The organism is Streptomyces poriferorum, from assembly GCF_019399235.1.
Lineage (GTDB): Bacteria > Actinomycetota > Actinomycetes > Streptomycetales > Streptomycetaceae > Streptomyces > Streptomyces poriferorum.
In genome coordinates, this window is sequence record NZ_JAELVH010000036.1 from 1 (window position 1) to 26,490 (window position 26,490).

Here is a 26,490-nt window from a genome sequence, read left to right on the forward strand (position 1 = left end):
TCCGAGAAACAGTGCCTAGTGACCCGAGTCAGAGATTCGTCGTTAGTCGGGCATGAGTCGTCCGGGTCCGAAGATTCCTCCGTTGTCTGTGACCGATGCCCAGCGGGCGGTGCTGGAGGGCTGGTTACGTCGTCGCGCGACGGCCCAGGCCCTGGCTCAGCGGTCGCGGATCGTGCTGGAGTGCGCCGAGGGCCACTCGATCATGGAGGTCTCCCGCCGGCTGCGAATCACTCCTGACACGGTCCGCACCTGGCGGCGCCGCTTCATCGAGCGGGGCCTGGACGGTTTGTGCGACGACCCGCGACCCGGCGTCCCGCGGAAGATCACCGACGCTGACGTCGAGCGGGTCATCGTCAAGACACTTGAGGAGACCCCGAAGAACGCCACCCACTGGTCGACCAGGTCGATGGCTTCGGCCACCGGGATGTCGCAGTCGACGGTCTCGCGGATCTGGCGGGCGTTCGCCCTGGCGCCGCACCGGTCGCAGACGTTCAAGCTCTCGACCGACCCGCTGTTCATCGACAAGGTCCGCGACGTCGTCGGCCTTTACCTCGATCCGCCGGAGAAGGCCCTGGTGCTCTGCGTGGACGAAAAGTCGCAGATCCAGGCCCTGGACCGGTCCCAGCCGGTCCTGCCGATGATGCCCGGTGTTCCCGAGCGCCGCAGCCACGACTACATCCGCGCCGGCACCACCACCCTCTTCGCCGCCCTCGAGGTCGCCACCGGCAAGGTCATCGACTCCCTCCACCGCCGCCACCGGGCGGCGGAGTTCAAGAAATTCCTCACGAAGCTGGACAAGGAGGTCCCGGCCGATCTCCAGGTTCATCTGATCCTGGACAACTACGCGACCCACAAGACACCCGAGATCAAGAAGTGGCTGCTGGCCCACCCACGCTTCCAGCTGCATTTCACTCCGACCAGCGCGTCCTGGTTGAACCTGGTCGAACGATGGTTCGCCGAGCTGACCCAGAAGAAGCTCAAGCGCGGCGTCCACCGCTCCGTCCAGGCCCTCGAACACGACATCAGGACCTGGATCGCCGACTGGAACAACCAACCAGACCCTTCGTCTGGACCAAGACAGCCGACGAAATCCTCGACAAAGTCGCCGCCTACTGCCGACGAATCTCTGACTCAGGTCACTAGTAGGGCTTCGCTACATCTCTGGGCAAGGACCCTTTCTGGTGGTTTCCTTCTGATATGTAGACGAACTCGCCGCGCGTCTGGACCGGTTGGGGAAGTTCGGCCGGGAGTTGTTCGCGCCGTTGGTGCGTACTGACCAGCGGGTGAAGGGCAGCCTGTGCCGGCGGGGCCTGCTGCTGGACAGGCGGCGGAAGTCGATGCAGCCGATGGCCGGACGCCTCGGAGTGGACCATCAGCAGTTGCAGCAGTTCATGACGTCGTCGACGTGGCCGGTGGACGCTGTTCGCGCGAGGCTGGCCCGTCGGGCGGTTGCGGTGGTGATGACCTGCTCCTGATAGGCCGCACTTCTCCCCTGGACCGGGTTCCAGCATGAGGTTGGCCCGCAAAATGGCCGTGGCCCCGGAATTGCGCCGGGGCCACGGTGATGGTGTTGTCTGCGGGGTCAGTGACCGAATACGCGCATGCTGTCGTAGGCCCAGCCGCTGGTCTTCTCCGCGCCGTGGAGCGGCTCGTTGAAGGTGCCGTTATCCTTTGCGACCCAGGTGATCATCTTGACGGGGCCGTCGTCGTAGCCGTAGTTGGCGGCGAGGTCGTCGCGTCCATCGCCATTGAAGTCGCCACCGAACAGTCGCATGTTGTCTCGGGTGTAGCGACCGGCTGCGGCAGTCCAGGCGATCTTGCGGGTGTCGAGGGAGCCGTCGGCGTCTCCTGGGGTGAAGGTGATGACGGAGTCGGAGCCGTCGGCGTAGTCGTACCAGGAGGCGATGTCGTCCTTGCCGTCGCCGTTGAAGTCGCCGGATTGGACGCTGGTGCGGTCGTAGCTGCCCCAACTAGTGCTGGACCAGCCCTCCACGGCGGTGTTGTTGAAGCCGCCAGTAGGCAAGGCGAGGAGGGTGAGCATCTTGACCTCACCCTCGGGGTAGAAGTACATCGCCGCGAGGTCGTCCCGGCCGTCACCGTTGTAGTCGCCGGTGGTCAGTTTCAGGTTGTCGAAAGTCCAGCCGGTGGTGCGGGTGAAGGAGGAGAAGGGATTGTTGAAGGTGCCGTTCGGCTTGGACAGGAAAGTGAAGATCTTGTCGCTGCCGTCGGCGTAGTCGTACCAGACAGCGACGTCGTCGCGGCCGTCGCCGTTGTAGTCACCTGCGCGTGAGGTCATGCGGTGGAAGGTCCAGGAGCCAGGTGGGACGCTCCAGGATGCGGTGGCGTTCCCGAAGGTGCCGTCTGTCCGGGCGAGCCAGGTGTAGAGCTTCACGGCACCATCGCTGTAGCCGTAGAAGACTCCGATGTCGGAGCGGCCGTCGCCGTTGAAGTCACCGGTGATTCGCTGAGTGTTGGCCATGGTCCAGGTTCCGGCGACGGCACTGTAGGCGACGCTGGGTTGTTGCAGGGCTCCGTCGCTGCCGCCGCTCCACGTGTGGACCTTGTCGGTGCCGTCGGCGTAGTCGTACCAGGTGGCGACGTCGCTGCGGCCGTCGCCGTTGTAGTCCTGGCGGGTGTGGGTGCCGCTGGACCACAGGGATTCACCCTTGGCGTTGTGGACGGTGAGGTTGCCGCGGTCGTAGAGGGTGGCGTAGCTGTTGGTGCCGCTGGTGGCGGACTGCCAGGCGATGGTGTCATCGGAGTTGTAGAGGACGAGGTTGCCATTCGTCTGCATGATGGCTTTGGTGCCGGTGGTTGTGGGGGTAGCCCAGAGTTCCTTGCCGGTCGCCTTGGCTTTGATGATCAATTTGCCGTTGGTGAGTTCCAGGGTGACTGAGGCGGAGGCGTAGGACTGGCCAGGGGTGATGGTGGTTCCCGACGGGATGCGTGCTCCGCCGTTGGCGCCGTCGATCAGAGTGGCGGAGCCGAAGGTGCCGTCGCTTTGGCCGGGGATGAGATACATGCTGTTGTCAGCTTTGCGAACCCACAGGTCGGCGACGTTGTCACCATTGAAGTCGCCGACGGTTCCGATGCCGGGATAGCTGTTGGCGCTGAGTCCGGTGCGGATCTTGGTGCGGGTGTTCGTGCCCCACGTGGCAAGGTTGAGCTTGCCGGCGCTGGTCTTGGTGCCGTAGGAACGCCAGACGTCACCGGTGGCGTTGTCTCGCAACCACAGGTCGGGGATGGCGTCGGCGTTGAGATCGCCGGGAGCTAGCACGGTGTACTTGTCCCAGTCGGTGCCGCCGACCAGGACGGGAGGGCCGAACTTGTCAAGCTTCTTGCTGTAGTGGCCAAAGTAGAGCCACAACTTGTTCCCTTGCTTGACCAGCAAGTCGGGGTTGGTGTCGCCGTTGAGGTCCCCGGGTTCCATGATCTGGCTTGCGTCGTGCCAGTGGTTGTAGCCGACGGGGCATCCGTCGGGGTTTTCGTCGTCGGTGCCGGGCTCGATGACGTAGGGGCAGTCGATGTCGAGTTCTTGCCTTCCTTCCTGATAGTTGGTAGTGGCGATGCCTTGGCCGTTGTTGGGGTAGGTCCACAGGTGCCGCTTGCCGGCGGCGTCGTCCTCGAGGGTGACTAGGTCGGTGTATCCGTCTTGCCCCCAGTCAACCCGGTAGGTGGTCTGGATGTTGTCAAAGGACTGGCCGCCGTTGGTGGCAGAGGCGAAGGTGCCGTCCCCTTGGCCGGCGTAGGTCAGCAACGTGCCGTTGGAGTCGGTGGTCCAGATGTCCTTTTGTTCATCTCCGTTGAGGTCGCCAGGGAAATCACGCTCGCTCGAGCGGGAGGCGTAGAACAGATAGGTCGCAGTGTCGGAGCGGTTGCCCGCGGCGTCGATGCTGTAGGCGTAGAGGAAATGCGGCCCATAGCCCGGTGGCCTCACCTTGACCGAGGCGCTGGTGCCAGCTGTCGCCAGGCTGACTTCGTTCTGGTCAGGGTCGAAATCGGTCCACCAGGTGTAGGCGACGGCGTCGGCGACCGCGTTGGGGGCCAGGGTGAAAGTGCCCCAGGTTCGTGCGGCGCCGGTGGAGGCGGGTACGCCGGAAGTGCCGTCGGGGAACTGGATGGAGCTGATGGTCGGCGGATTGCTGGGCCGGGTACGGTCGAGAGTGAACTTGCACGTTGCCGACCAGTCGGAGTTGGTGCCGTCGTGGTCCTTGGCGCGTACTTTCCACGTGTAGGAGCCGGTGGGTGTACTGGCTGCCGGCAGCACCAAGGTGACGGCTCTGCGCTTGAGCGTGGACAGTGACTGGCTGATCACCGGGGTGGCGGTGCCGGACTTGAATACCTGGAACTCAGCGGTGAGGTTGCCGGCGTCCGGGTCGTCGAGAGTGGCGTGGAGGCTGACCGTGGTGTTGCCGATCAGCCCGCCGGAAGCGCATGAGGACTTGGGGTTGGTACCCAAAGCGTAGGGGGGTTTGGGCGGATTGTTGTACTTGGTCTCCAGCTCCATAGTCTTGGAGTCGAACTTTTTCCAGCCGTAGGTGTCACTCTCGTCGGAGGCGTACATCCCGAGGGTGATGGTGTCCCAGCTCTTGCCGGCGGCGTAGTTCAGCTTGGGGGTGACGTCGAACTCCAGGTTCCCGGCCGGGCAGTCGTCGCTACCCCGCCAGCCCTTGGCGTCGTCAACGGTGGCGAGCTTTGAGTACTTGGCGGGCTGGTTGTTCCACGTGGTGGCCTTGCTGATCTTGGAGGTGTGCCAGAGCTCTACCGGGCGATCCTGACATGACCAGGACCAGGTGTTCTTGATCCGGAAGGTGGAGGACTTGACCTGGGCACCCTTGATCTCACCGATGTCGAACTGGAAGAACGAGCGAGACAGGCCGAGGGTCTCGTTCTCGTAGCCGACCCGGGCCACTTCATTGGCGTCCCAGTATGAGTTGCCGGGGTACTTGCGGTACACACGGGTCCAGTGATCACGTTCGCCCCACGACCAGGACGGGTCGATGTACACCGGATAGGTGGTGCTCGTGCCCTTCAACAGACTTGGGTCGGGGGTGATCTCCAGGGTGCCTCCGTTGACTGTGGTGGCCATCTCGGCATCCTGTGCACCTGGCGGGGCCTCGAAGACGGCAGCGGGATCGGCGTCCTCTGCTATTGCCAGGGCACGCATCTGTGTGCCGATTTCGGAGGTGGCGGAGTCCCACATCAGCGGCGACGGGCTGGTGAACACGTTCTGCCCGGCCGGGTCCGTAGCCTCCACCGTTTTGGTGGCGGAATCCACTGCCACACTCAGCCCGACGGTGTTCAATTGGTACTTCAGTGTCGCGAGTGCTGGATTGGCGGCCGCCTGGGCGCTCTTGACTACGATGAGTTGGGAGAAGCCCTCGATCTCCGCCTTGAGTTGGAGGTCAACCCCCGGCAGGATCTCGGCGTAGGTGGCCACATTGGCGTCCAGTGTCGGCTGGGGAAGCGCGTTGGGCCAGGTCAGCGACAGGGTGCGACCATCCTTCACCCCCGACAGCAGCGGACCCGACCCTCCACCGGAGAACATCACGTCCACCGCTGCGGCCCTGGGCGTTACTGTGCCGTCAGCGGCGAAAACCAACGTCGGGTCCGCCGTCACCCAAGTCCCGTTGCGCATGACCCGGACAGGGGCGCCGTAGCGTTTGGTGGAGAATGACCCGTCTGGATTCGCCCACATATCCGACACTTCAGTGCGCTGTGCGACGACTTCCACCGGCAGCCCGGACGTCTGCGCCTGCTGCAGCGCCGCGTCCTCCTCTGACAGCGACCCATCCGCGACCGAACCACTGGTTACCGCAATAGAGCCCTGCGCCGTATCTGCGACTGCGGGCACCACGGCACCGGCGCTCACCAGACTTGCGGCGAGTAGCACGGCTATCGACCGCGCCAGGTGCCTATGCACCTCCCAGCCCCTCCCCGGACTTCGGGACATATCCACTCCTCGTGTTCATTCGTAGCCGACCGTGACAGCCGGGACCATATATCGCGAGTCGAGCACTTGCCCAACGTCGATCCGCTCATCCAGCCCAGCTGACGAGCTATTGAGTGGTGTGTCCCTCATGTCCGGTGCGGTAGGTGCAACGGTGAGTCCAATAAGTGACTTCATGGCGTAAATGCCTATAACTTGACCGGTATAGAGAGTTTGGGCTCATCCGGGTGTGCCAGCGGTCTCCTTGCTCGTCGAATAGGGGCTCTGCTTGCGGGAACGCGCTTTTGGCTTTGCTAGGCTGCGGCGATTTTGCTGAGAATTGAGAGGGGTGGGGTGTGAGTCGATCCATCATGCGCGGAATTGTCTGGTCTGTCGCGACGGCGGTACTCATGAGCGCGTTCCCGGCGCAGGCGCTAGCGGCGCCCAAGCCGGTGGGAGGCGGGCGTGAGTTGCCGCAGTTGCACCAGCCGAAGGCGGTGCAGGTCTCCACGGTGAAGACCGGGCGGGGGAAGCGCGTCGATGACGCCGCGGCACATGCTTGGCGCGAGCCGACGGTGACGTGGCCGAAGGCGGGCACCGCGGAAGTCGCCCTCGTTGATGGGTCGGCAGGCGGCGTGCAGGCGGGGGAACTGCCGGTTCGGGTCGCGCCCGCGGGGGGTGCGGCCCGCGCTACGGGTAACGGCTCGGGCGCTCGCTTCCGCGTGACCGTGGAAGACCGGGCGGCGGCGGACGCGGCGGGCGCCGAAGGGGCGTTGGTCTCTCTGAAGCGAGCTGACGGCGCCAAGATCAAGCAGCCGCTGGATGTCACGGTGGATTACTCCGCCTACCGCAAGGCGTTCGGCGGTGACTTCGCCGCCCGGCTGCGCTTGGTGCAACTGCCCACGTGCGCACTGAATGAACCCGCGGCAAAGGGCTGCGGCAGAGGGCGGCCGCTGGTCACACGCAACGACACGAAGACCGGATCGCTCACCGCGACGGTCACCCCCACAGCGGCTACCGCAGTCAACGCCCTGGGCGTGCCCCAGGCGGAAGCAGTTGTTCTGGCGGTAACTGCGGGCGCGGAAGGCGCCTCGGGCAGCTTCAAGGCCACCTCGCAGCAGCCATCGGGGAACTGGAGTGCCGGCGGATCGGCTGGCGCCTTCTCCTGGGGTTACCCGATCGGTGTGCCCGATGTTCCAGGGGAGTTGATTCCTGATGTCACGCTGGGCTACTCGTCGCAGGCGGTGGATGGCCGGACGGCGGCATCGAACAACCAGCCCAGCTGGATAGGGGACGGCTGGGACTGGCAGCCCGGACACATTGAGCGGCGGTACAAGCCGTGCAACGACGACAAGGACAAGTCCGGGGCGACCAACGCCACCAAGGTCGGCGACATGTGCTGGTTCAACGACAACGCAGTTCTGTCGTTGAACGGCAAGACCACCGAACTGGTGTACGACGCGGCCAAGGGCTGGCACCCGGCCGCCGATTCGGGAGAGAAGGTCGAGAAGCTGACCGGTGCGGTCAACGGTGACGAAGGCACCAGCGGTGTGGATGGCACCGGCGAGCACTGGAAGATCACCACGACGGATGGGACGCAGTACTTCTTCGGGCGTAACCGCCTGCCGAACTGGTCGAATCACGGCACCGAAGCGGACGACCCGGAGACGAATTCGACACTGACGATGCCGGTGTTCGGTAATCACCCCGGCGAGCCGTGCTACAACGCCTCCTTCGCTTCCGGCTGGTGCCAGCAGGCGTACCGCTGGGAGCTGGACTATGTGGTCGACCCGCGTGGCAACGCGATGGCTTATTACTGGAACAAGGACACCAACTACTACGGGCGCAACGTCAACGAAACCACCGGCGCTTCCACCAACACCCCCTACATCCGCAGCGCCTCTCTGAGCCGCATCGACTACGGGCTGCGCGACAGCAGCGTCTACACCGCCAAGGCGATGGGCCAAGTGCACTTCGGTGTCAGCGAGCGCTGCCTGGCCGACTGCAACACCTTCGACACAAACCACGCCGCGAACTGGCCCGACACCCCCCAGGACCAGATGTGCGCTAAGGATGTGGAGTGCAAGGACAAGTACTCGCCTTCCTTCTGGAGCCGTAAGAGACTGACGTCCATTACGACGAAGGTATTGACCGGTGGGGCGTACAAGGATGTGGACTCCTGGAATCTGAGTCAGGGTTTCCCGGAGTCGGGAGATGGAATCTCCACACCGATGTGGCTGCAGTCCATCACTCGCACCGGCATGGCCGGGGGGACCCTGGGGCTGCCGGCGGTCACGTTCTCCGGTGAGCAGATGGCAAACCGGGTGGATAAGACGGGGGACGGGCTGGCGCCGTTCGTTCGACTGCGGCTTAACCAGATCATCAACGAGACGGGCGGTGGCATCGGCGTCAACTACAGCCTGCCCGAATGCACCGCCGCCACGTTGCCTCCGACAGATGCGACCAACACCACCCGCTGCTATCCGGTGAAATGGGCCTTCGAGGGAGAGACTGCCAAAACTGACTGGTTCAACTCCTACGTCGTCTCTGAAGTCATCGAGAGCGACAACCTCGCTGACACTCCGGATACTTCTACGAAGTACACCTACCTCGGCGGGGCCGAGTGGGCGAAGTCTGAGGACGAGTTCACCAAGGCCGCCGACCGTACCTATTCCATGGGACGTGGTTACGGGCGGGTGCAGACCCGCAAGGGTGCTGGCTTGGATCCCACCACGCTGACCGAAGCCCGCTACTTCCGCGGCATGGACGGCGCGGCGGTGGCCGACTCGGCCGGAGTGTCGGTGACCGACCGAGCGCAGTTCATCGGGATGCTGCGCGAGCAGGCGTCCTACAACGGCGCCACCACCGCGTTGGTATCGGCGACCTCTTACACACCGTGGCGCTCGAGTGCTATCGCCACCCGGGTACGCAAGACCACCTGGGACACCACACTGCCTGACGCCGTCAGCTACCAAATTGGTGTCCAGAAGGAGCAGACCCGCACGGCCGTCACGGGAGGGGAGCGCAAGACCTCTCTGACTCGGACGTTCGACTCCTACGGGCTGGTCGACACGGTCTCCAAGACCGGCGACGAGGCCAAGACCGGCGACGAGTCCTGCACCACCACCACCTACGTACGCAACACCACCACCAATCTGGTGAGCCTTCCCTCGCGCATCGAGGAAGTGGCCGTTACCTGCGGAGCTACGGTCTCTCGACCGGGCGACGTGAACTCCGATGTGCGCACGTACTACGACGGCGCGACCAGCCTCACCACCGCACCTACCAAGGGCCTGGCCACCAAGGGCGAGCAGATCAATGGCGGAGGAACCGGCTACGACACGGTGTCAACCACCGCTGCGGCGGACTACGACATATACGGGCGGCCGCTGAAGACCACTGACACCTACGACAAGGTCACGACAACGGACTTCACCCCCACCACCGGGGAAGCTCCCACCGTCCGGACGGAGACCAACGCCAAGGGACACATCGTCACCACCACGCTGGACGCGGAACGCGGACAGGCCATCCAGGTCAAGGACGCCAACAATCGGCTGTCGACCAGCGAGTACGATCCACTGGGTCGGGTGACCAAGGGGTGGACCGCAGCACATACTGCAGCCGCCTACCCCACAAGGCCCAGCTACACCTTCTCGTACCAGATCCGGCGTGACGGCCCCATGGTGGTGACCACCAATGTCCTCAACCACGCCGACATCTACCAGCCGTCCTACGCATTTCACGACGGCCTGCTGCGAACAGTGGCAACCCAAAAGCCCGCACCCGACGGCGCGGGACGCCTCGCTACCCGCACCCTCTACGACTCCCGCGGCCTGCCCTGGCACAATTCCGGCACGTTCTTCGCCACCGGGGCGGCGGAGCCGGTCATGGTCACTGGCCAGGAGCTGAACTACCCCTCCGCCACCGAGACCCTTTACGACCGCGCGGGGCGCACCACCGCACAGATCGCACGCAGGTTCGGTGACGAGACCAAGCGCACCACCCTCTCCTACACCGGCGACAGCACGACAGTCATACCCCCGGCCGGCGGGACAGCGACCAAGACGGTGATCGACGTACTCGGGCGCAAAGTGGAAGCGCAGGAGTACACCGACGAAGATCACACGACTGCGCAGTCGACCTTGTTCAACTACGACAAGCACGGACGCCTGGCCAAGATCGAAGACGCGTCGGGCGCGCAGTGGACGTACACCTACGACGCGCGTGGCCGACTGACCGGGACCACAGACCCGGACAAGGGGGCCTCGACGACCGTCTACGACGCAGGCGACCGCGTCACGGACATGACGGACATGCGCGGCGTCACGCTGCACACCGACTACGACGAACTGGGCCGCCGCACGAAGGTGTCCCAGGGCGCTGCGGTGCGTGCGCAGTGGACGTACGACACCGCTACTGGCGGCAAGGGCCAGCCGGCGACGGCCACCCGCTACGACAGCACGGATGCCTACACCACGAAGGTCTCCGCATATTCCACCCTTTACAAGCCCTCGATCACCGAGGTGACCATCCCGGCGACCACGGCTAACGGCGCCCTGGCAGGTACCTACAAGTGGACCACCGCCTACCACCACACCGGCCAGGTCAAGTGGATCCGCAACCCCTCCATCGGCGGTCTGCCAGCAGACGAGCAGGTCGATCTCGCCTACACCGAGGCGGGACTGCCCACCACCATGTACGCCGGCACCGACGCACTGGTCTCGGCCACCACCTATGACCACTACGGGCGCACCATCCGCGATCAGATGGGCGAGTTCGGCAAGCAGCTGATCACCTCCAACATCTACGACGAGCACACCGGGCTGCTGAAACAGACCACCAGCGACCGGGACACCGCTCCCCAACGAGTCATCGACACCGGCTATGACTACGACCCGGCCGGCAATATCACCCAAGTCACCACCGGCACCGGGCAAGACGCCACCCGAAAGGTCGACACCCAGTGCTTCGACACCGACGAACTGCGTCGCATCACCCAGGCATGGACAACCACCGACAACTGCACTGCCGCACCTTCGTCCTCCACCGTCGGGGGCTCCGACGCCTACTGGACCACATACAGCTACGACGCGATCGGCAACCGCAAAACCGAAACCCAGCACACCTCCTCCTCCGGCCCCACCGGTGACATCACCCGCACCTACGCCACCCCGGCAGCAGGAACACACAAGCTCCCCTCAGTCACCACCACCGGCCCCGCCGGCACCGCGCAGGACACCTACACCTACGACGCCACCGGCAACATCAAGACAAGGGTGCTGGGCGGCGATACCCAGACCCTGGCCTGGGACGCTGAGGGGCACCTGGCTTCCACCAGCCAGGGAACCAAGAACACCAGCTACCTCTACGACACCGGTGGCCAGCGGCTGATCCGCCGCGACAGTACCGGCACGACCCTTTACCTGCCCGATGGCAGCGAAGCCACCCTCAAGAACGGAACCGTTACAGCCACCCGCTACTACACGTTCAACGGCAACACGATCGCCATGCGGCAGGGCGCCAAACTCACCTACCTGCTCGCCGACCACCACGGCACCACCACCACGCAGATCGACGCGCTCACCCAGGCCACCACGCAACGCCGCAGTTACATCTTCGGCGCCCCTCGCGGGACTCAGCCCACCAACTGGTCAGGCGACAAGGGATTCGTCGGCGGCACGACCGACTCAGATACCGGTCTCACCCACATCGGAGCACGCGAATACGATCCGGCCATCGGCCGCTTCATCAGCGTCGACCCGATCATGGACCCGGGTGATCTGCAGCAAATTCATGGATACAGCTACGCCAACAACAATCCAGTCACACAGTCCGACCCCGATGGGCTGCGGCCAATCGGACTGTGCGAAGGCTATGGCGGATGCGGCGGAAAAGCCGAGGACGATGGGTGGGAACAAACTACCGAATGGTTCACGTCCAGCGGCAGCGGTACATGGACGCAGCACACCATGAAGCGAGAATCGGATATTCGTGATGACGCCAGCGTTGTCTGGTCGTACACCTACACCGAGGGCGCAGAGAAAACTGTCCGCTACGAAACATACAAAAATGGGCAATCGGTACCCTTCAAAGCGCCGGAGGGTGAGCATTACCTCCTGACGAAACTTAAGAGCGCTGCCAAGTTCCTCATCTTCGATCCGCAGGACTGTGCGGAAATGGTGAGTTGGAGCTGCGTTGCCGGTGTCGCGAGCGTAATTCCAGCCGCAAAGCTCGCTAAGATCATGAAGCTGAAGCGAGTCGAGAAGGCGGCGGACGACCTTCCGACGCAATGCTTGACCAAGCACAGTTTCGTGCCCGGCACTGACGTGCTGCTTGCCGACGGAACCAAAAAGAATATCGAGGACGTCGAACTGGGTGACAAGGTAGTCGCCACGGACCCAGAGACAGGCAAGACGTCTATCCGGGAAGTGGTCGGAACCATTTCCACAGAAGACGATAAAGAGTTCGTCGACCTCACCATCACCACCAAGGACGGCGACGCCGCTCTCATCTCCACGACCACCCACCCCTTCTGGGTGGAATCCGAAGATGAGTGGATCGACGCCGGCAACCTCGAACCCGGCATGCACCTTCGGACGCCTGACGGAGAAACCGTTCAGCTGAAGGATGCGCGCCACTTCCAGAAGCGCCAGCGCACCCACGACCTGACCATCGCCGACGTCCACACGTACTATGCGCTGGCGGGCGCCACTCCGGTCCTGGTTCACAATTCCTGTGGAGACGCTACACATGCAGATGAGTGTTACTGCAACTGGGGAGAGCCGGTCGTTCCGCGTGACAGCGTCCCCGGCGCTAATTCCGGAACCCCTACTCGGGACGTCCACGGCGCTGACCGAACAGCCATGCGCGGTGTCGACGTCGACCATGTGTGGAAGAACGGAACCTTGTTCACTCAGAGTGATGGCCAGATTGTCAGAGTCCTGGGTAATGGAAATGGAGCATACGATATCGTCGTACGCGATATGAGTAACCCAAGTGGTTCGCCCACCACTGTCATCAAGGATGCGACGCAAAGATACGTCGACAATAAGATCAATAGTGGGAGGTGGGGATGACCGACGATCAATCGTCTTGGACCGGCGCGGTCACGGAGCGGCTGCGATGCTGTATCTGTGGAGGGTCGACCGGCGGTGCGCCCGACTACGTGCTCATTGAGCTGACCGCTCCCTTCGCCGAAACGCGACAGTGGCTCGGTGCCCATGCCGGGCACTTGAATGGTGTGCTCGCGGAAGGCTTTCATGTCGAGGTTCATTTGATGTGATCCTCAGGCCGGCCGCTCCCTTTACTTCACAAGGGAGCGGCCGATCCAGTTCTACGTTGTGCGGTGTCGAAGCCATTCCGACGGCATCGGGGAGCAATCATGAGATTTCTTCCCTCCGATCCTCGTCCACAACGACAACGGCTATGAGCTCGTAACATGATCATGGTCGGGTCTTCTTGAGACGTCGGTAGCAGATGAGGCTGCAGGCGAGGGAGACGAAGGCGTCGTGGAGTTCGGTGCGGCGTTCCCAGCGGACGGCGAGTCGTTTGAAGTGGTGGAGCAGGGCGAAGGTCTGCTCGACGACGTATCACAGCTTGCCGATGCCCTTGATGTTCGGTGATCCCTTGCGGAAGATGACGGGCAGGATTCGTCGGTGACGGCGCTCGTCGCGGTGGGCGTTGGAGTCGTAGCCTTTGTCGCCGAGCAGGGCTTCTGGTCGTCGGCGGGGCCGGCCGGGTCGGCCTGCAACGGGTGGGATGCCGTCGACCAGGCCAGGGTCTGGGTGACGTCGTTGACGTTGGCCGCGGTCGTGATGACCTTGAGCGGGGTGCCGCGTCCGTCGCAGATCAGGTGGTGCTTGCTGCCTGTCTTCCGCCGGTCGACCGGCGACGGACCGGTGTCGGCGCCCCCTTTTTCGCGCGGATGTGGGAACCGTCCACACACGCACGTGACCAGTCGAGTTCACCGGCCGCATTCAGCTCGGCGAGCAGGACCTGATGCAACTGGTCGAAGACTCCTGCCTCTTGCCTCCTGCCACCTGTCCAGTCGGCGCCAGCAGGTCTGTCCCGAACCGAACCCGAGCTCCAGGGGCAGGAGTTGCCAGGCTATGTCGTTGTAGAGGACGAACAGGATGCCCTGAAGGCAGAGCCGGTCCGACACCGGCCTCGGCCCCGGAGACCGCTCCGGCCACGGCGCGACCAGAGCCCACGACTCATCGTCCACGATCCACGGTCGAGTACCCACACCCTCACGAACGGCCGAATCATCACACCGGTAACGGCCTACCAGGACGATTCAGCAAGATCGTGTTACGAGCTCTATGGGCTTGCCGGGAATCAACACGCCGATTTGATCTTGGTTTCGTCGGTGTCGAGGAAGCTGACGACGTCTTCCGGTGTGTGGAAACGGGCGGTTGAGGAGGTGAGGTGAACGCCATGCGCTTCCAGTAGCGGGCGGACGTCTTTCGCTGCGCGGCTGATGGTCATGGCGGTGGTGTTGAAGAGCTGGCCCAGAAGGTGCATGGGCGCGAGTTTTCGCAGGTGGAGCACGGTGGCCAGGACCCGGTCAGCTGAGGTGAGCTTGGCTTTGGCACCAGCGCCAGGAGCAACCAGGCGCTCGTGGCCTCGGCGCGCACGGAGTACTTGCTCACGCTGAACCTCCATCTCTGGAGTCAACGCGTCGATGACTTCGCTGAGTTGCCGGCGGGTCATTCCGGTCAGTTCCGGGTTCTGGAGTGCATACCGTGTGAGGTGCGAGGGGAGGTCCGCCAGGGCCTCGGCCGGTGTGCTGCCGGTGGTCGCCGCGTCCATCTGCTGGGGGTGGAGGGTGTAGTTCCAGTCGCCGTGGAAGCGATGGCGGGTGATGGGCAGGGTGGCGATCTCGTCGTCGCTGATGCGGATGCCGGTGGGGTACTCGCCGCTGTCGAGTTCAGCCTGGACGGTGAGGCCGGTGCGGCTGGTGGTCGCGGCGATGGTTTGGATCATGACCTCATGGCTGGTCAGGGGTCTGCCTCGCCAGTTCATGGTGATGTGGGAGAACAGCCGGTGCTCGATCTTGTTCCACTTCGAGGTGCCGGGCGGAAGGTGGCACACCGTAATCCCAAGGCCGGTCTCGGCAGCGAGGTCGGCGAGGTGGGTCTTCCAGCCGCGGGTGCGGTAGCCGTTGGAGCCCCCGCCGTCGGCGGTGATCAGCAGTCGGCGGGCGCGGGGGTAGTCGTGCCGGCCGCGGGCCTGCCACCGGCGCCGGATCGAGGCCACGGCGAACGCCGCAGTGTCGTGATCGGTGCCGATGCTGACCCAGCCGGTATTCGCCGCCATGTCATAGATGCCGTACGGAATAGCCTTCTCCGCCTGGCCGGGGAAGTCGTGCGTCTTGACCCTCACCGGCTGCCCTGCGGGCTGCCACTCGTGCCCGGCGTTCTTGTAGTCGCCGATCAGCTCCTTCTTCTTGCTGTCCACGCTGATCACCGGGTCACCGGCGTCCCTGTGGTCTCGTGCCTGCTCGTTGAGGTAGCGGAACTGGGCGTCCCTGTCGGAGTGCTGGGCACCCTCGATGGTCTTGGCGTTAGCCTGCAGACTGAAGCCTTCCTCCCGCAGCAGGCCGGCGACCGTGTCGGCGGAGACCCGATGGCCCTGCCGGGTCAGCTCCGCTGCCAGCTTCCGGGTCGACTTCGTCGTCCAGCGCAGCGGCGACATCGGGTCACCCCGCTCGTCGGGCTCGACCAGCCCAAGTAGAGCGGGCCGCAGCCCCGGATCAAGATCCGCTGCCCTCTTCCGGCCCCCACCAGGGCGACGGGTTCGACCCAACAGCACCTGGTCAGAATCCAGTTCAGCCGCCCCGCGCGAGACCGTCCCCTCCCGAACCCCGGCCGCGGCAGCAACGATCCTGATCCCACCGTGCCCCAGCGACAGCGCTTCCGCCCCTATGGCCAGCCGACGCTGACGCTCATCGAGATGCGGCAACAACACCTGGAACTTCGCCGCCAGAACGTCCTCGATCCCCTCTGGTCTCCCCATACCAGAACAACGAGTCCGACAGCTGGAAGCCACGACTTGTTTCCCGGCAAGCCCTATGCGCTCCTTCGTGGCGGCCCTGCCAGATTCTTCGGAGGGTCGTTTCGGTTGGTCTGGATATTCGTGGCCAGGCTGATTGAGGTGACCCCCTCGATGCCGACACCAGAATGGCAGGTCACGTAACGGTCGGGTCTGATGCAGGGTCGGGTGACAGGTTCAGTCACGCGGCCTGGAGGGCCGGTATGGACATGACGGCTTCGAATTCGGCTGGGATCAGTCGGCCGAGTGCGGCTTGTCGACAGCGCCGGTGGTAGGTCTTCTCGATACAGGTCACGATGGCGATCCGCAGTTCCTGGCGGGTGTCCCACGTCCGGCGGTCGAGGACGTTCCTCTGCAGCAGGCTGAAGAAGGACTCCATGGCTGCATTGTCGCCCGCCACTCCGACCCGTCCTATCGAGCCCACGATCTGGTGGTGGCCGAGTGCGCCGACGATTTTCCGGGACCGGAACTGAGCGAATTCAACTGGTTGTTACAACATCAGCTTGTTGAACTATAGCTGCTCGTTGAACGCCTCGGCGGGTGTCTTCCAACCGAGGATCATGCGGGGCCGGTTGTTGATCGCCATCGCGACGGCCCTCCAGGTCCGTGCACGACCACCGGGAGAGATCGGTGCCCTTGGGAAAGCACTGACGCAGCAGTCCGTTCCTGTTCTCGTTCGTCGGTCGCTGCCAGGGCGAGTGCGGATCGGCGAAGAACACCTTCGTCCCAGTATCGAGAGCGAACTGGGCATGGCCGGAGAGTTCCTTCCCACGGTCCCAGGTAAGGGCCTTGCGCAGCTGCTCGGGCAGCCGAGTCATCGACTTCATGAGCGCCGCGTTCATCGTGATCGCGCCGTACCCCCCGAGCGAAGGGCCGTTCTTCACGGGCGGATTCTCGCCCCAGCCCTCGAGCCGGGGCAGGTGCGCTCGACCAGAGTGCCGATCGCGGAGCGGCCCGTCCCGATGATCAAATCGCCCTCCCAGTGTCCGGGGACCGCGCGGTCCCCGGCCTCGGCAGGCCGTTCGCTGAGGACGACGTCCGCGGTGACATGCCCCTGTGGCTTGTTCTGCGACCGTGCACGGGGAGTCCGCAGCGCCCGGCCGGTGCGCAGGCACGTGACCAGCTCCCGCGTGAGCGCGCCACGGCCCTCAATGAACAGCGCCTGGTAGATCGCTTCATGGCTGATGCGCATGGACTCATCAACAGGGAAATCGACATGGAGCCGGTGTGAGATCTGTTCCGGGGTCCATACCGTCGCCCATCTTCGGTCCTGGCGATGCGGCTTGTTCAGCCCTGTCCATGCTGGCGTCCTGGGCCCGGTGACGGTCGTGCCGTCGGGTCGACGGACACTGCCGGCGAGTCGATCCTGCACGTACTCACGCAACCGGGCGTTGCCCGCGAGCTTCGCAGTTTTCGGGCGCCTCGCGGCCTGCCGTGCTTTCCACTGTGCGACCAGAGCCCGGTAAACCGACTTGCTGAAGTTCCCCCCGCGAGCTGAACAGCGGTTGTTTACGCTGCCGGGGCGAGGTTCTGCCTGAGTAGGGATCTCGTTTCGAGCGGGGTGACGTATCCGTAGTCGGGGTGCCGGCGGAGCCGGCTGCGCTTGTACTCGACCTCGACGTACCGGAAAACGTCGGATCGGGCAGCCTCGCGGGTCTCCCACACGGTCGTCCCGATCTCTGCTCTCAGGAGGGCGAACCAGCTTTCCGCGGCAGCATTATCGTAACAAGAGCCGACCCGCCCCATCGATTGCCTCATTCGCAACTTGCGTATCTCGGTGCGGAATTCGTCACTCGTGTACCCGCTGCCGCGGTCCGTATGCATAATGCAATCGTTCTCCAGGCCGCCACGCCCGGCCGACATCCGCAGGGCGGCGACCGGTAGCTCGGCGCGGTGATGGTCGACTATCGCCCAGTCAACCACCTCCCGCGTCGCGAGATCGATACAGGTCGCCAGATACAACTTCCCTTCCAGTGTGACGAGTTCGGTCATGTCACCGACGAGCCGCATTCCGGGTCTGGGCGCGGTGAAGTCCCGGCCGACCAGGTCGAGGGCGAACACCGCCCGCTTCGCCTGCCGGGTCAGGCCCCCGCGCCGGCGGCGGGTGATCCCGACGATCCGGTGCTTGCGCATCAGCCGCTCGACCTTCTTGGAGTTCACCGCCCGTCCGGCCTGCCGCAGGGCGGCGTGGATCCGCGGGCCCTGTAGGCGCCGCGAGATCCGGCGTGGAGCACCCGGATCTCGCCTACCAGCACCTCCTCGGCCCTGTCCCGCACCGTCCGGGCCGGCCGTGACGCCCGGTGCGCGTAGTAGGTGGAGCGGGGCACCCCCAGCACGCGGCACAGGAACGAAACGCTGTGACCTGCGGGATTACCCTCCGACGCCTTCTCCACATCAATGAAGGGACACCGTGCCGCGGTGTCTACCTCATCTTGTCCTGAGCGAAGAAGCTTTCCCAGAACCTCGATCGTCGCCTCCTGCTCGCGGACCTTCCGCCGCAGCCGGACCAGTTCCTCACGCTCCGCAGTAGTCAAAGCCCCGGCGGGCCCCTCACCGCGGTCGATCTTCGCCTACTTCACCCACCCGCGCAGTGCGATCAGCAGCACCCCGTCGAGGTCCACGGTCACCGTCCCGCCCGCATCAGGCGCTTTCCGGTCGGCCAACCGCCAGACCCTGCTGGCGGACGTCGGCCCGTGCGGCCCGGAGCGCGGTCAGGGCCTTTGGCCCGGCTGCGGCGAGGGCGTGATGAGGCGGGAGACGGTCGGGTCGGAGGCCACCGGCCCGAACACGGCCGGCTCGGCCCGCAGCATTCCCACGTCGACCGGGCAGTCCCCGCCCATCGCGACCGCCAGAGCCACATCCAGCAGCCTCTTGCCCGGATCGTGCTCCGCCCGCGCCTTCCTCCACGGCGTCAACGCCGCTGATATTGCGGTGTCCAAGCCGGTCTTGCGGACTGCCAAGTCGGTTAACCCGCGCCATCTGGTCCAGGCAGCCCACCTCACACACCGTCAGAAACAGCGTCGAACGAGCGTCAAGACATTTGCCGATCCCGTCTCCGACGGAGTTGCGCAGAGCGTGCTGAACTCACGCTCACGCTGCGAAACCGCAGGTGAGCCACGTGGCGGCAACCTACAACACGCTCCACGCGGCGAACTTCGGAAAACAGGTCGAGCAGCACCGTCCCCACCTGAGAGACCCAAGAAAACTGCAGGTCAGAGCCCCTTTGTGGCAGGCTCCAGAATAGCCACGCACTCAACATGCGACGTCACAAGAAACAGGTCCACACAAAACATGTGGAAGAAAATCGCAGGTCAGCGGCGTGCTGATGGCGAAACGGACACAAGATCAATGTGCACTACGTGCGCTATGGGCGCTACGTGCGACCTCTGACGCACGCCCGAAGGGCACCTGAGGCATCGCGCAGCCGAGGATCGCGCAGTTTGGCATTCCAAATGCCCTTCTTGCGTCATGGCTGGCTACGACACCGACTACCCGCCCAGTGGCGGCTCCAGTAGCGGTGGTTCCGTCCTTCTGACTGCTGGCATCGCTGCGAGCGATCCGTGAGCGGGTCGGCAAGCGTGGCGTTTCCGCGCAGCGGCAGATCGAGCGCGACAACCTGGACGAGCTGACCGCCGGCTTCGACAAAACAAACGGCCCCGCCGATCCCGCGCGGCGGCCGCCAAGCGGGCCTGGCTCCCCGGTGGTACTCCATCCGATGCCGGCGCGGCCGCCGAGCGGCGCGCTTGCTGTCCGATCTGAAGTCCACCGGGCTGCACGCGGTCATCGATGCCGGGTGGCTCGGATGGTCAGCGGGCGTGAAGGAAATAGCGGTCCGCATCAGTGAGGGCCTGCCCCAGCAGATCGACGATGTCGTCGAGTTCTTCGCGGGTGGAAATCAGGGGTGGTGCGATCTGCACGACCGGGTCGCCGCGGTCGTCCGCGCGTGCCAGGAGTCCGAGGCCGCGCATGCGTGCGGGAAGGAACTGCTTGACGAGTTCGTCCTGGCGCTCAGGGGTGAAGCGTCGGCCGTCCGCTCCGGCGACGAGTTCGAGGGCCCAGAAGAAGCCGTCGCCGCGTACGTCGCCCACGATGCTCAGATCGGTCAGTTCGGCGAGCCGTTTGTGGAGGTGACCGGTCAGGCCGCGGACGTTGTCCAGGACGCCGTCTCGTTCGAAGATGTCGAGGTTGGTCAGGGCGGTGGCGGCGGCGACCGGATGCCCGGCGAAGGTCAGCCCGTGCAGAAGGGTCACGCCGTCGTTGAAGAAGGGCGCGGAGACTTTGTCGGACACCAGGACGGCGCCGAGCGTGGCGTAGGACGAAGTGAGGCCCTTGGCTGTGGTGATCATGTCGGGGATCGCGCCGTACTTGGTCACGGCGAAGTATTCGCCGATGCGGCCGAAACCGGTGATGACCTCGTCGGCGACCAGTAGGAAGCCGTACTGGTCCGCCATCGCCCGTAGCCCCGCCCAGTAGCCCGCCGGAGGCGTGAGGCAGCCTCCGGAGTTCTGCACGGGTTCGGCGATGAGCATGGCCACGCTCTCCGGGCCGGCCTCCAGCACCGCTGCTTCGGTTTCGGCCAGCAGCCGCCGGGTGAAGGCGTCCTCGTCGGTGTCGGTGGTGCGGTAGCGGTTGGTGTTGGGTGCGTGGGTGACCTCGAAGGCTGGTGCGCCGAAGGGTTCCTTGAGCGCCGGGATTCCCGTGAGCGCGAGGGCACCCATGGTCAGGCCGTGGTAGGCGGTGTGGCGGGCGATGGCTTTGGTGCGCTGAGGCTGGCCTTGCGCGACGTGGTACATCCGGGCGAGCTTCCACGCGGACTCAACGGACTCCGAGCCGCCGGAGGTGAAGAACACGCGGTTGATGCCGTCGGGTGCCAGAGAGGCGAGTCGCTCCGCCAGCTCGATTGCGGCGGGGTGCGCGGTGTTCCACAGGGTGCTGAACGGCAGGCGGTTGAGTTGCTGTTCGGCCGTCTTGGCGAACTCGGGGCCGTAGGAGTAGCCGAGCTGTGCGCAGAACAGGGCGGACAGGCCGTCGATATAGCGAGTACCGGTCGAGTCGTAGACGTAGACGCCTGCGGCCCGGTCGGGCAGGAACATTCCCTGGCCGCCTCGCAGGCTCGCGTGTTGGCCGAAGTGCAGGAGCAGGTGTTTGCCCGCTGCTTCGCGCAGCTGGTCGGCCTGGTGTGTGTTGGCGGGGTGGTCGAGCATGGCGTTCTCCGGGGAGATCGGCGGGCACATGAGGGACAGACAGAAGGCCCGGCTGGGCGAGTGGGCGGACCAGGCGCAATGGGCGGCCACATCGTGAGCAGCTGCCGGCCGCTGGAGCAGTATCTGAGCGCGGCTCCAAGAGGGCTCGGCGGCAGAAACTCGGCGCCCGCTGTGGAGCCAGGGCGTCAGGCGCCGGGCAGCCGGTCGCGGCTGCGGGACCGCTGGGCTTCTCAGGCTCCTGGCGATCCGGCCCGGGAGGGATATAGCGGGCCGAGGCCGGTCATGATCTTGCCCTTGTCGTAGCCCTCGGTGGCGGGCGGGAAGGGGGGCGGGGCGTCGCGCAGTTGTTTCCACAGGGGGTTCAGGCCGAGGGTGCCGCGTTCACGGGTGGTGGCCACGAGGTCGAGGTCGAGGTGGAAGGTGAGGAACTCCTCGCCTGCGCCGCCCTGGGCCAGTACGCGGCCTTCGGGGTCGGTGGCGATGCTGCGGCCGGTGCCGAAAAGGCCGCCGATGTTCGGGTTGAGGACGTACACCTGGTTGGTGATGGCGTTGGCTCGGGCGAGGACCAGTTCCTGTTCACGGTCGGAGGTGCGGGTGTAGGTGGGCTGGATGATGACTTCGGCGCCCATCCAGGCGAGGGTGCGGGAGATCTCCGGTACCCAGCCGTCGTAGCAGATCGCCAGGCCGAAGCGGCCCACTTGGGGGATGTCGAAGGTGACGTAGGTGTCGCCGGGCACGGAGGTCTCGTACGGCATCCAGGGGAAGATCTTGCGGTACGAGGCCACCACTTCGCCCTGCGGGGAGATGGCGACGGCCGTGTTGTGGACACCCTTGGCCGATCGCTCCGGGATGCTGCCGGGGACGATCCACAGCCCCGTGTCGGCCGCGAGCCGACATACCGCGTCGGTGATGGGGCCCGGGATCGGTTCGGCGAGGCCGTCGAGGTAGCCGGCCGGGTGGCGGGCGTCGAAGCTGCCGAAGGCACTCAGGTACAGCTCGGGGAAGACGACCAGGTCGATGGACGGGGAGAGGGCTTTGAGGGAGCGCACCTCGCGGCTGAACTTCGCGAATGTCGCTTGGGGGTCACCGGTTACGGGTGCGACCTGGGCGAGGGCGACGCCGAGGATTCGGCTCACTGGAGGGCTCCTTGTGCGGTGGCGGCTGCGGGTGTGCTCGGCGGGGTGTCGTCCGGTGGGTGGAGCCCGGGGACGGCGTCGAGCAGCCTGTGGGTGTAGGGGTGCTGGGGGGAGTCCAGGACCTGGGCGGTGGGCCCGGTCTCGACGAGTTCGCCGTGCAGCATGACGCTGACCCGGTCCGCGATGTGCCGGACCACGCCAAGGTCGTGGGTGATGAGGAGGAAGGCGAGGTCGCTGTGCTCGCGCAGGTCGAGCAGCAGGTTGAGGATCTGGGCCTGGACGGAGACGTCGAGGGCGGAGGTGGGTTCGTCAAGCACCAGCAGCGAGGGCCCGACGGCGAGGGCGCGGGCGATGGCGACGCGCTGGCACTGGCCGCCGGAGAGCTGGTGGGGGTAGCGGGTGAGGACGGTCGCGGGCAGGCCGACGCGCGCCAGTTCCGCGGTGGCGTCGGTGACGGGGCGGCCGGCCTCGCGCAGTGGTTCGGCGATGAGTTGCCGGACGGTCATCCGGGGGTTGAGGGCGGCGTAGGGGTTCTGGAAGACGATCTGTACCTGATGGCGCAGCTGCCGCAGCTCCTTGCGGCGCAGGCCGGTGAGCGGGCGGCCCGCGATGTGGACGGTGCCGGAGGTGGGCGGGATCAGGCCCAGCACGCAGCGCGCGAGGGTGGTCTTGCCCGAGCCCGACTCGCCTACCAGCGCGTGTACTTCTCCTGCGGTGATGTTGAGGTCGACGCCGGCGACGGCGGTGTGCGAGCCGAAGGTCTTGACGAGCTGTTGTACGTCGAGGATCACGCGAGGACTCCCTTCGGCTGGGTGAGGTGGCAGGCGCTGGCCCTCGCTCCGGCGGCGTGCAGAGGCGGCGGAGTGGCGCATGCCTCGGAGGTGTGGGCACAGCGGTCGGCGAAGGGGCAGCCGGTGAGCAGGTCGGGGCGGTCAGGCACGCTGCCGGGGATGGCGGGCAGCGCTTTGCCGGGGGCGGCCCGGTCGGGGAGGGCAGCGAGCAGGGCGCGGGTGTAGGGGTGATCCGGGGTGTCCAGTACATCGGCCACCGGTCCTGATTCGACGACCTGACCGGCGTACAGCACGTACATCCGGGTGCACAGTTCGCGGACCTCGCCCAGATTGTGGGTGATGTACAGGACTCCGAAGCCGTGCTCGGCCTGCAGACGGCGCAGCAGGGAGCGGAACTCCTTGGCCACAGTGACGTCCAGGGCGGTGGTCGGTTCGTCGGCGATGAGCAGATCGGGTCGGCACAGCAGAGCGGCGGCGATCATGACGCGCTGCAGCATGCCGCCGGAGAGCTGGTGCGGGTAGGAACGTGTGACGCGCTCGGCGTCAAGGCCCACTTCCGTCAGTGCGGTGCTCACCTGCTCGGCCGCTTCGGTCCGGGTGCCGCCCTGGTGGAGGCGTACCAGGCGGTCGAGTTGGCGGCCGAGCGGTGTGACGGGGTCGAAGGAGGCGGCGGGGTTCTGGAAGACCATGGCCACCTTCCGGCCGCGGATCGTGTGGAAGCCCGCGGCCTGCAGGTCCCGGCCCTGGAGCCGGATGGAGCCGGAGGTTTCGGCTCCGGCGGGGAGCATGCCGAGGACACTGAGGGCGGTCAGGGACTTGCTGCAGCCGCTCTCGCCGACCACCCCCACGACCTCGCCCGCGCGCACGCGGAGGGAGACGTCGCGTACGAGGGCGGCGTCGCCGATGGTGACGCGCAGCCGGGTGATCTCCAGCAGGGGTGCAGCCCGGTCGCCTGCGGGCTCCTTGCCAAGGACGGGCACAGTCTCGTCCTCAGAGGCGGGCAGGGGGCTCGCCGCTTCGGTGTCCTGCCCCTCCGGCCGGCGCCGCAACAGAGCGGCGGCCTGTCCGGCCAAGGTGTGCAGGCCGCGTCGTGCGGCGGCGGAGCGGCCTGCTTCCGTGCGCGGGTCGAACACGTCGCGCAGAGCGTCCCCGAGGAGGTTGAAGGCCAGCACGGTGAGGAGGATCGCCAGGCCCGGGAAGAGCGCCGCCCACCAATGGGTCTGGAGGTCGCCGCGGGCCTCGGCCACCATCAGGCCCCAGTCCGCTGACGGCGGGCGGGTGCCCAGGCCGAGGAAGGCCAGTGATCCGGCGGCCAGGATCACCGTGCCGATGTCGACGGTGGCCTGGACCAGGATCGGTGAGACGGTGTTGCGCAGAATATGCCGGACCATGACGACTCGGTCCTTGAGCCCCAGGGCGCGCGCTCCTTCGACGAATGGCCGCTCACGCATGGATGCGGTGAGGCTCTGGACCAGCCGGGTGTACCAGGGCCACCAGGCGATGGCCAGCGCGAGGGCGGCGTGCTCCAGGCCGGGGCCGAGAGTTGCCACGATCGCCATGGCGAGCAGCAGGGGCGGAAAGGCCAGGAACGTGTCGCACAGCCGCATGATCGCCTCGCTCACGCGCCCGCCGCGGAAGCCTGCGATCAGCCCCAGCGGTACGCCCACCAGCACGGCGAGCCCGACCACGAGGAGCGGTACGGTCAGTGCCGGCCGGGCACCGTAGATGACGCGGCTGAGCACGTCGCGGCCGAGATTGTCGGTGCCGAGCAGGTGGCCGCCGTCGGGTGGCAGGTGGCGGGCGGCGACCTCGGCCGCTCCGGCGCCCTGATCTGGGTGCGGGGCGAGCCAGGGGCTGAGCAGGGCGGCGGCTACCAGGGCCGCGAGCAGCACCAGGCCGAGGACGGCGAGCGGGTCGCGGAGCATGGCGGTGAAGCGGGCGCTGCGCGGTGGGATGGTCTGCGGGCTGTGGCTCATGCCGGCCTCACTCGCGGGTCAAGGCGCGCGTGGACGAGGTCCACCGCGAGGTTGACGAGGACGTAGGCGACGGCGCTGATGAGGGTGACGCCCATGACCGCCGGGTAGTCCAGGCTCAGCAGGCCGGAGGAGGCGTACTGGCCGAGGCCCGGCCAGTCGAAGACCACTTCGACGAAGAACGCGCCGGTCAGGGCGTAGGCGGCGGTCAGGCCGAGCACCGTGATGGTGGGTGGGAGGGCGTTGCGCAGGGCGACGCGCCATACGAGGGTGCGTTCGGGGACACCGTAGGCGCGGCCGACGCGGATGTGGTCTTGCTGGAGTGCCTCCAGCATGCTGGTGCGGGTCATGCGGGCCACGACGCCGAGCGGGTAGGCGGCCAGTGTGAGGGCCGGCAGGACCAGGTGCGCCGAGGCGCTGGCCAGCGCCGCCCCGTTGCCGGTGAGGAGCGCGTCCACCGTGTTCAGTCCGGTGATCGAGTGGATCGGCGCGGTGAACTCCAGGTCGCTGTCGATGCGTCCGGTGGGCGGCAGGAGCCCCAGGCGGCCGAAGACCAGCAGTTGGAGCAGCAGCCCGAGCCAGAAGGCGGGCACCGATACGCCCGCGATGGACAGCAGCCGCACCGCCTGGTCGATCAGCCTGCCGGGCCGCACCGCGGCAATGCAGCCGAGCGTGACGCCCAGCACCAGCGCCACCGCCATGGCGGCGCCGACTAGTTCCAGGGTGGCGGGCAGCCGGTCGCCGAGCTCGCCGAGGACCGGCTGCTTGGTGGCGATGGAGGTGCCCCAGTCCCCGGTCAGCACATTGCGCAGATAGGACAGGTACTGCACCGGCAGCGGCTGGTCGAGGCCGAGGGCGTGTGTCACCCGTTCGACTTCCTCGGGCGTCGCCTTGGCGCCGACATAGGTGAGGGCGGGGTTGGAGGGGATCACCCGGGCTATGACGAAGGTGATCGCGCTGACCCCGAGCAGGACGAGCAGGGAGCCGCGCAGCCGGCGCAGCAGGAAGCGCGGCATCAGCTGGCACCGCGGTGCAGCTGGTAGAGGGAGATGGAGAGGGAGTAGTTCGGGTTGCAGGCGAAGCCCTTGACCTCGCTGTTCATCACGACCGGGGTGCGCATGTCGTAGAGGAACGCGCCGGGCGCCTGCTCCAGCAACCGACGCTGCGCCTGGCCATACAGCTCGGCGGCCTTGTCCCGGTCGGTGGCGGTGTGGGTGCCGGCCTCGTCGACGAGCTTGTCGTACGTGGCGTCCTTCCAGTAGCTGAGGTTGAAGGCCGGCTTGTCGCTGCTGCGGAAGAGCGAGACCAGGTTGTCCGAGCCCGCGTCGGAATAGGTCGGCCAGTACATCAGCAGGAAGATGTCCTGCGCCTTGGCCGGGTCCGCCTTGGCCTTCTCCCACT

General features: G+C 65.9%; 11 protein-coding genes and 6 pseudogenes. 4 read left to right on the forward strand and 13 right to left on the reverse strand.

Annotated features, from left to right (window positions below; genetic code table 11):
• Nucleotides 1–52: 52 nt before the first annotated feature.
• Together JGS39_RS09635 and JGS39_RS41855 are read left to right on the forward strand one after the other, a co-directional pair.
• Nucleotides 53–1,143 (forward strand): annotated as a pseudogene (locus tag JGS39_RS09635) (IS630 family transposase).
• A 77-nt stretch (nucleotides 1,144–1,220) separates the two neighbouring features.
• Nucleotides 1,221–1,460, forward strand: a pseudogene (locus tag JGS39_RS41855) (transposase); the annotation flags it as partial.
• A gap of 122 nt (nucleotides 1,461–1,582) precedes the next feature.
• On the opposite strand, the gene JGS39_RS41620 reads toward JGS39_RS41855, so the two are convergent.
• On the reverse strand, nucleotides 1,583–5,872 hold the full coding sequence (locus JGS39_RS41620) for an FG-GAP-like repeat-containing protein (protein WP_308120286.1): 4,290 nt from the start codon (nucleotides 5,870–5,872) through the stop codon (nucleotides 1,583–1,585).
• Between the two features lie 413 nt (nucleotides 5,873–6,285).
• On the opposite strand from JGS39_RS41620, the gene JGS39_RS09650 reads away from it, so the two are divergent.
• Nucleotides 6,286–13,008: a polymorphic toxin-type HINT domain-containing protein gene (locus tag JGS39_RS09650; protein WP_219568347.1), complete on the forward strand. Its 6,723-nt coding sequence runs from the start codon at nucleotides 6,286–6,288 to the stop codon at nucleotides 13,006–13,008.
• Nucleotides 13,005–13,214, forward strand: coding sequence for a hypothetical protein (locus tag JGS39_RS09655; RefSeq protein ID WP_219568348.1), 210 nt, complete (start codon nucleotides 13,005–13,007; stop codon nucleotides 13,212–13,214). The genes JGS39_RS09650 and JGS39_RS09655 overlap by 4 nt, the downstream gene beginning before the upstream one ends.
• Nucleotides 13,215–13,374: 160 nt before the next feature.
• Here the strand turns inward: JGS39_RS09655 and JGS39_RS09660 are convergent.
• From JGS39_RS09660 to JGS39_RS09715, 12 genes and pseudogenes are all read right to left on the reverse strand, one after another.
• Nucleotides 13,375–14,177 (reverse strand): annotated as a pseudogene (locus JGS39_RS09660) (IS5 family transposase).
• 92 nt (nucleotides 14,178–14,269) lie between these two features.
• Nucleotides 14,270–15,949, reverse strand: coding sequence for an ISAzo13 family transposase (locus JGS39_RS09665; protein WP_236063332.1), 1,680 nt, complete (start codon nucleotides 15,947–15,949; stop codon nucleotides 14,270–14,272).
• A gap of 217 nt (nucleotides 15,950–16,166) precedes the next feature.
• Nucleotides 16,167–16,460: pseudogene (locus JGS39_RS09670) on the reverse strand (IS3 family transposase); the annotation flags it as partial.
• Between the two features lie 36 nt (nucleotides 16,461–16,496).
• Nucleotides 16,497–17,450 (reverse strand): annotated as a pseudogene (locus tag JGS39_RS09675) (IS30 family transposase); the annotation flags it as partial.
• Between the two features lie 44 nt (nucleotides 17,451–17,494).
• Nucleotides 17,495–18,328, reverse strand: coding sequence for an IS3 family transposase (locus JGS39_RS09680; RefSeq protein ID WP_308120287.1), 834 nt, complete (start codon nucleotides 18,326–18,328; stop codon nucleotides 17,495–17,497).
• Between the two features lie 248 nt (nucleotides 18,329–18,576).
• Nucleotides 18,577–18,936 (reverse strand): annotated as a pseudogene (locus JGS39_RS09685) (transposase); the annotation flags it as partial.
• Nucleotides 18,937–19,791: 855 nt separating this feature from the next.
• Nucleotides 19,792–21,189, reverse strand: coding sequence for an aminotransferase class III-fold pyridoxal phosphate-dependent enzyme (locus JGS39_RS09690; protein WP_219568350.1), 1,398 nt, complete (start codon nucleotides 21,187–21,189; stop codon nucleotides 19,792–19,794).
• Nucleotides 21,190–21,419: 230 nt separating this feature from the next.
• Nucleotides 21,420–22,325, reverse strand: coding sequence for a carbon-nitrogen hydrolase family protein (locus JGS39_RS09695; RefSeq protein ID WP_219568351.1), 906 nt, complete (start codon nucleotides 22,323–22,325; stop codon nucleotides 21,420–21,422).
• Nucleotides 22,322–23,116 (reverse strand): ABC transporter ATP-binding protein, encoded by a 795-nt coding sequence (locus JGS39_RS09700; RefSeq protein WP_308120288.1) that lies wholly within the window; start codon nucleotides 23,114–23,116, stop codon nucleotides 22,322–22,324. Before JGS39_RS09700 ends, JGS39_RS09695 begins: the two co-directional genes overlap by 4 nt.
• Nucleotides 23,113–25,092 (reverse strand): dipeptide/oligopeptide/nickel ABC transporter permease/ATP-binding protein, encoded by a 1,980-nt coding sequence (locus tag JGS39_RS09705; RefSeq protein WP_219568353.1) that lies wholly within the window; start codon nucleotides 25,090–25,092, stop codon nucleotides 23,113–23,115. Before JGS39_RS09705 ends, JGS39_RS09700 begins: the two co-directional genes overlap by 4 nt.
• A complete protein-coding gene (locus JGS39_RS09710; RefSeq protein WP_219568354.1) occupies nucleotides 25,089–26,105 on the reverse strand; it encodes an ABC transporter permease in 1,017 nt (338 codons plus the stop codon). Before JGS39_RS09710 ends, JGS39_RS09705 begins: the two co-directional genes overlap by 4 nt.
• The gene (locus tag JGS39_RS09715) at nucleotides 26,105–26,437 is read right to left on the reverse strand and encodes a hypothetical protein (RefSeq protein ID WP_219568355.1); all 333 of its coding nucleotides are present in this window, start codon (nucleotides 26,435–26,437) and stop codon (nucleotides 26,105–26,107) included. Before JGS39_RS09715 ends, JGS39_RS09710 begins: the two co-directional genes overlap by 1 nt.
• Nucleotides 26,438–26,490: the final 53 nt, after the last annotated feature.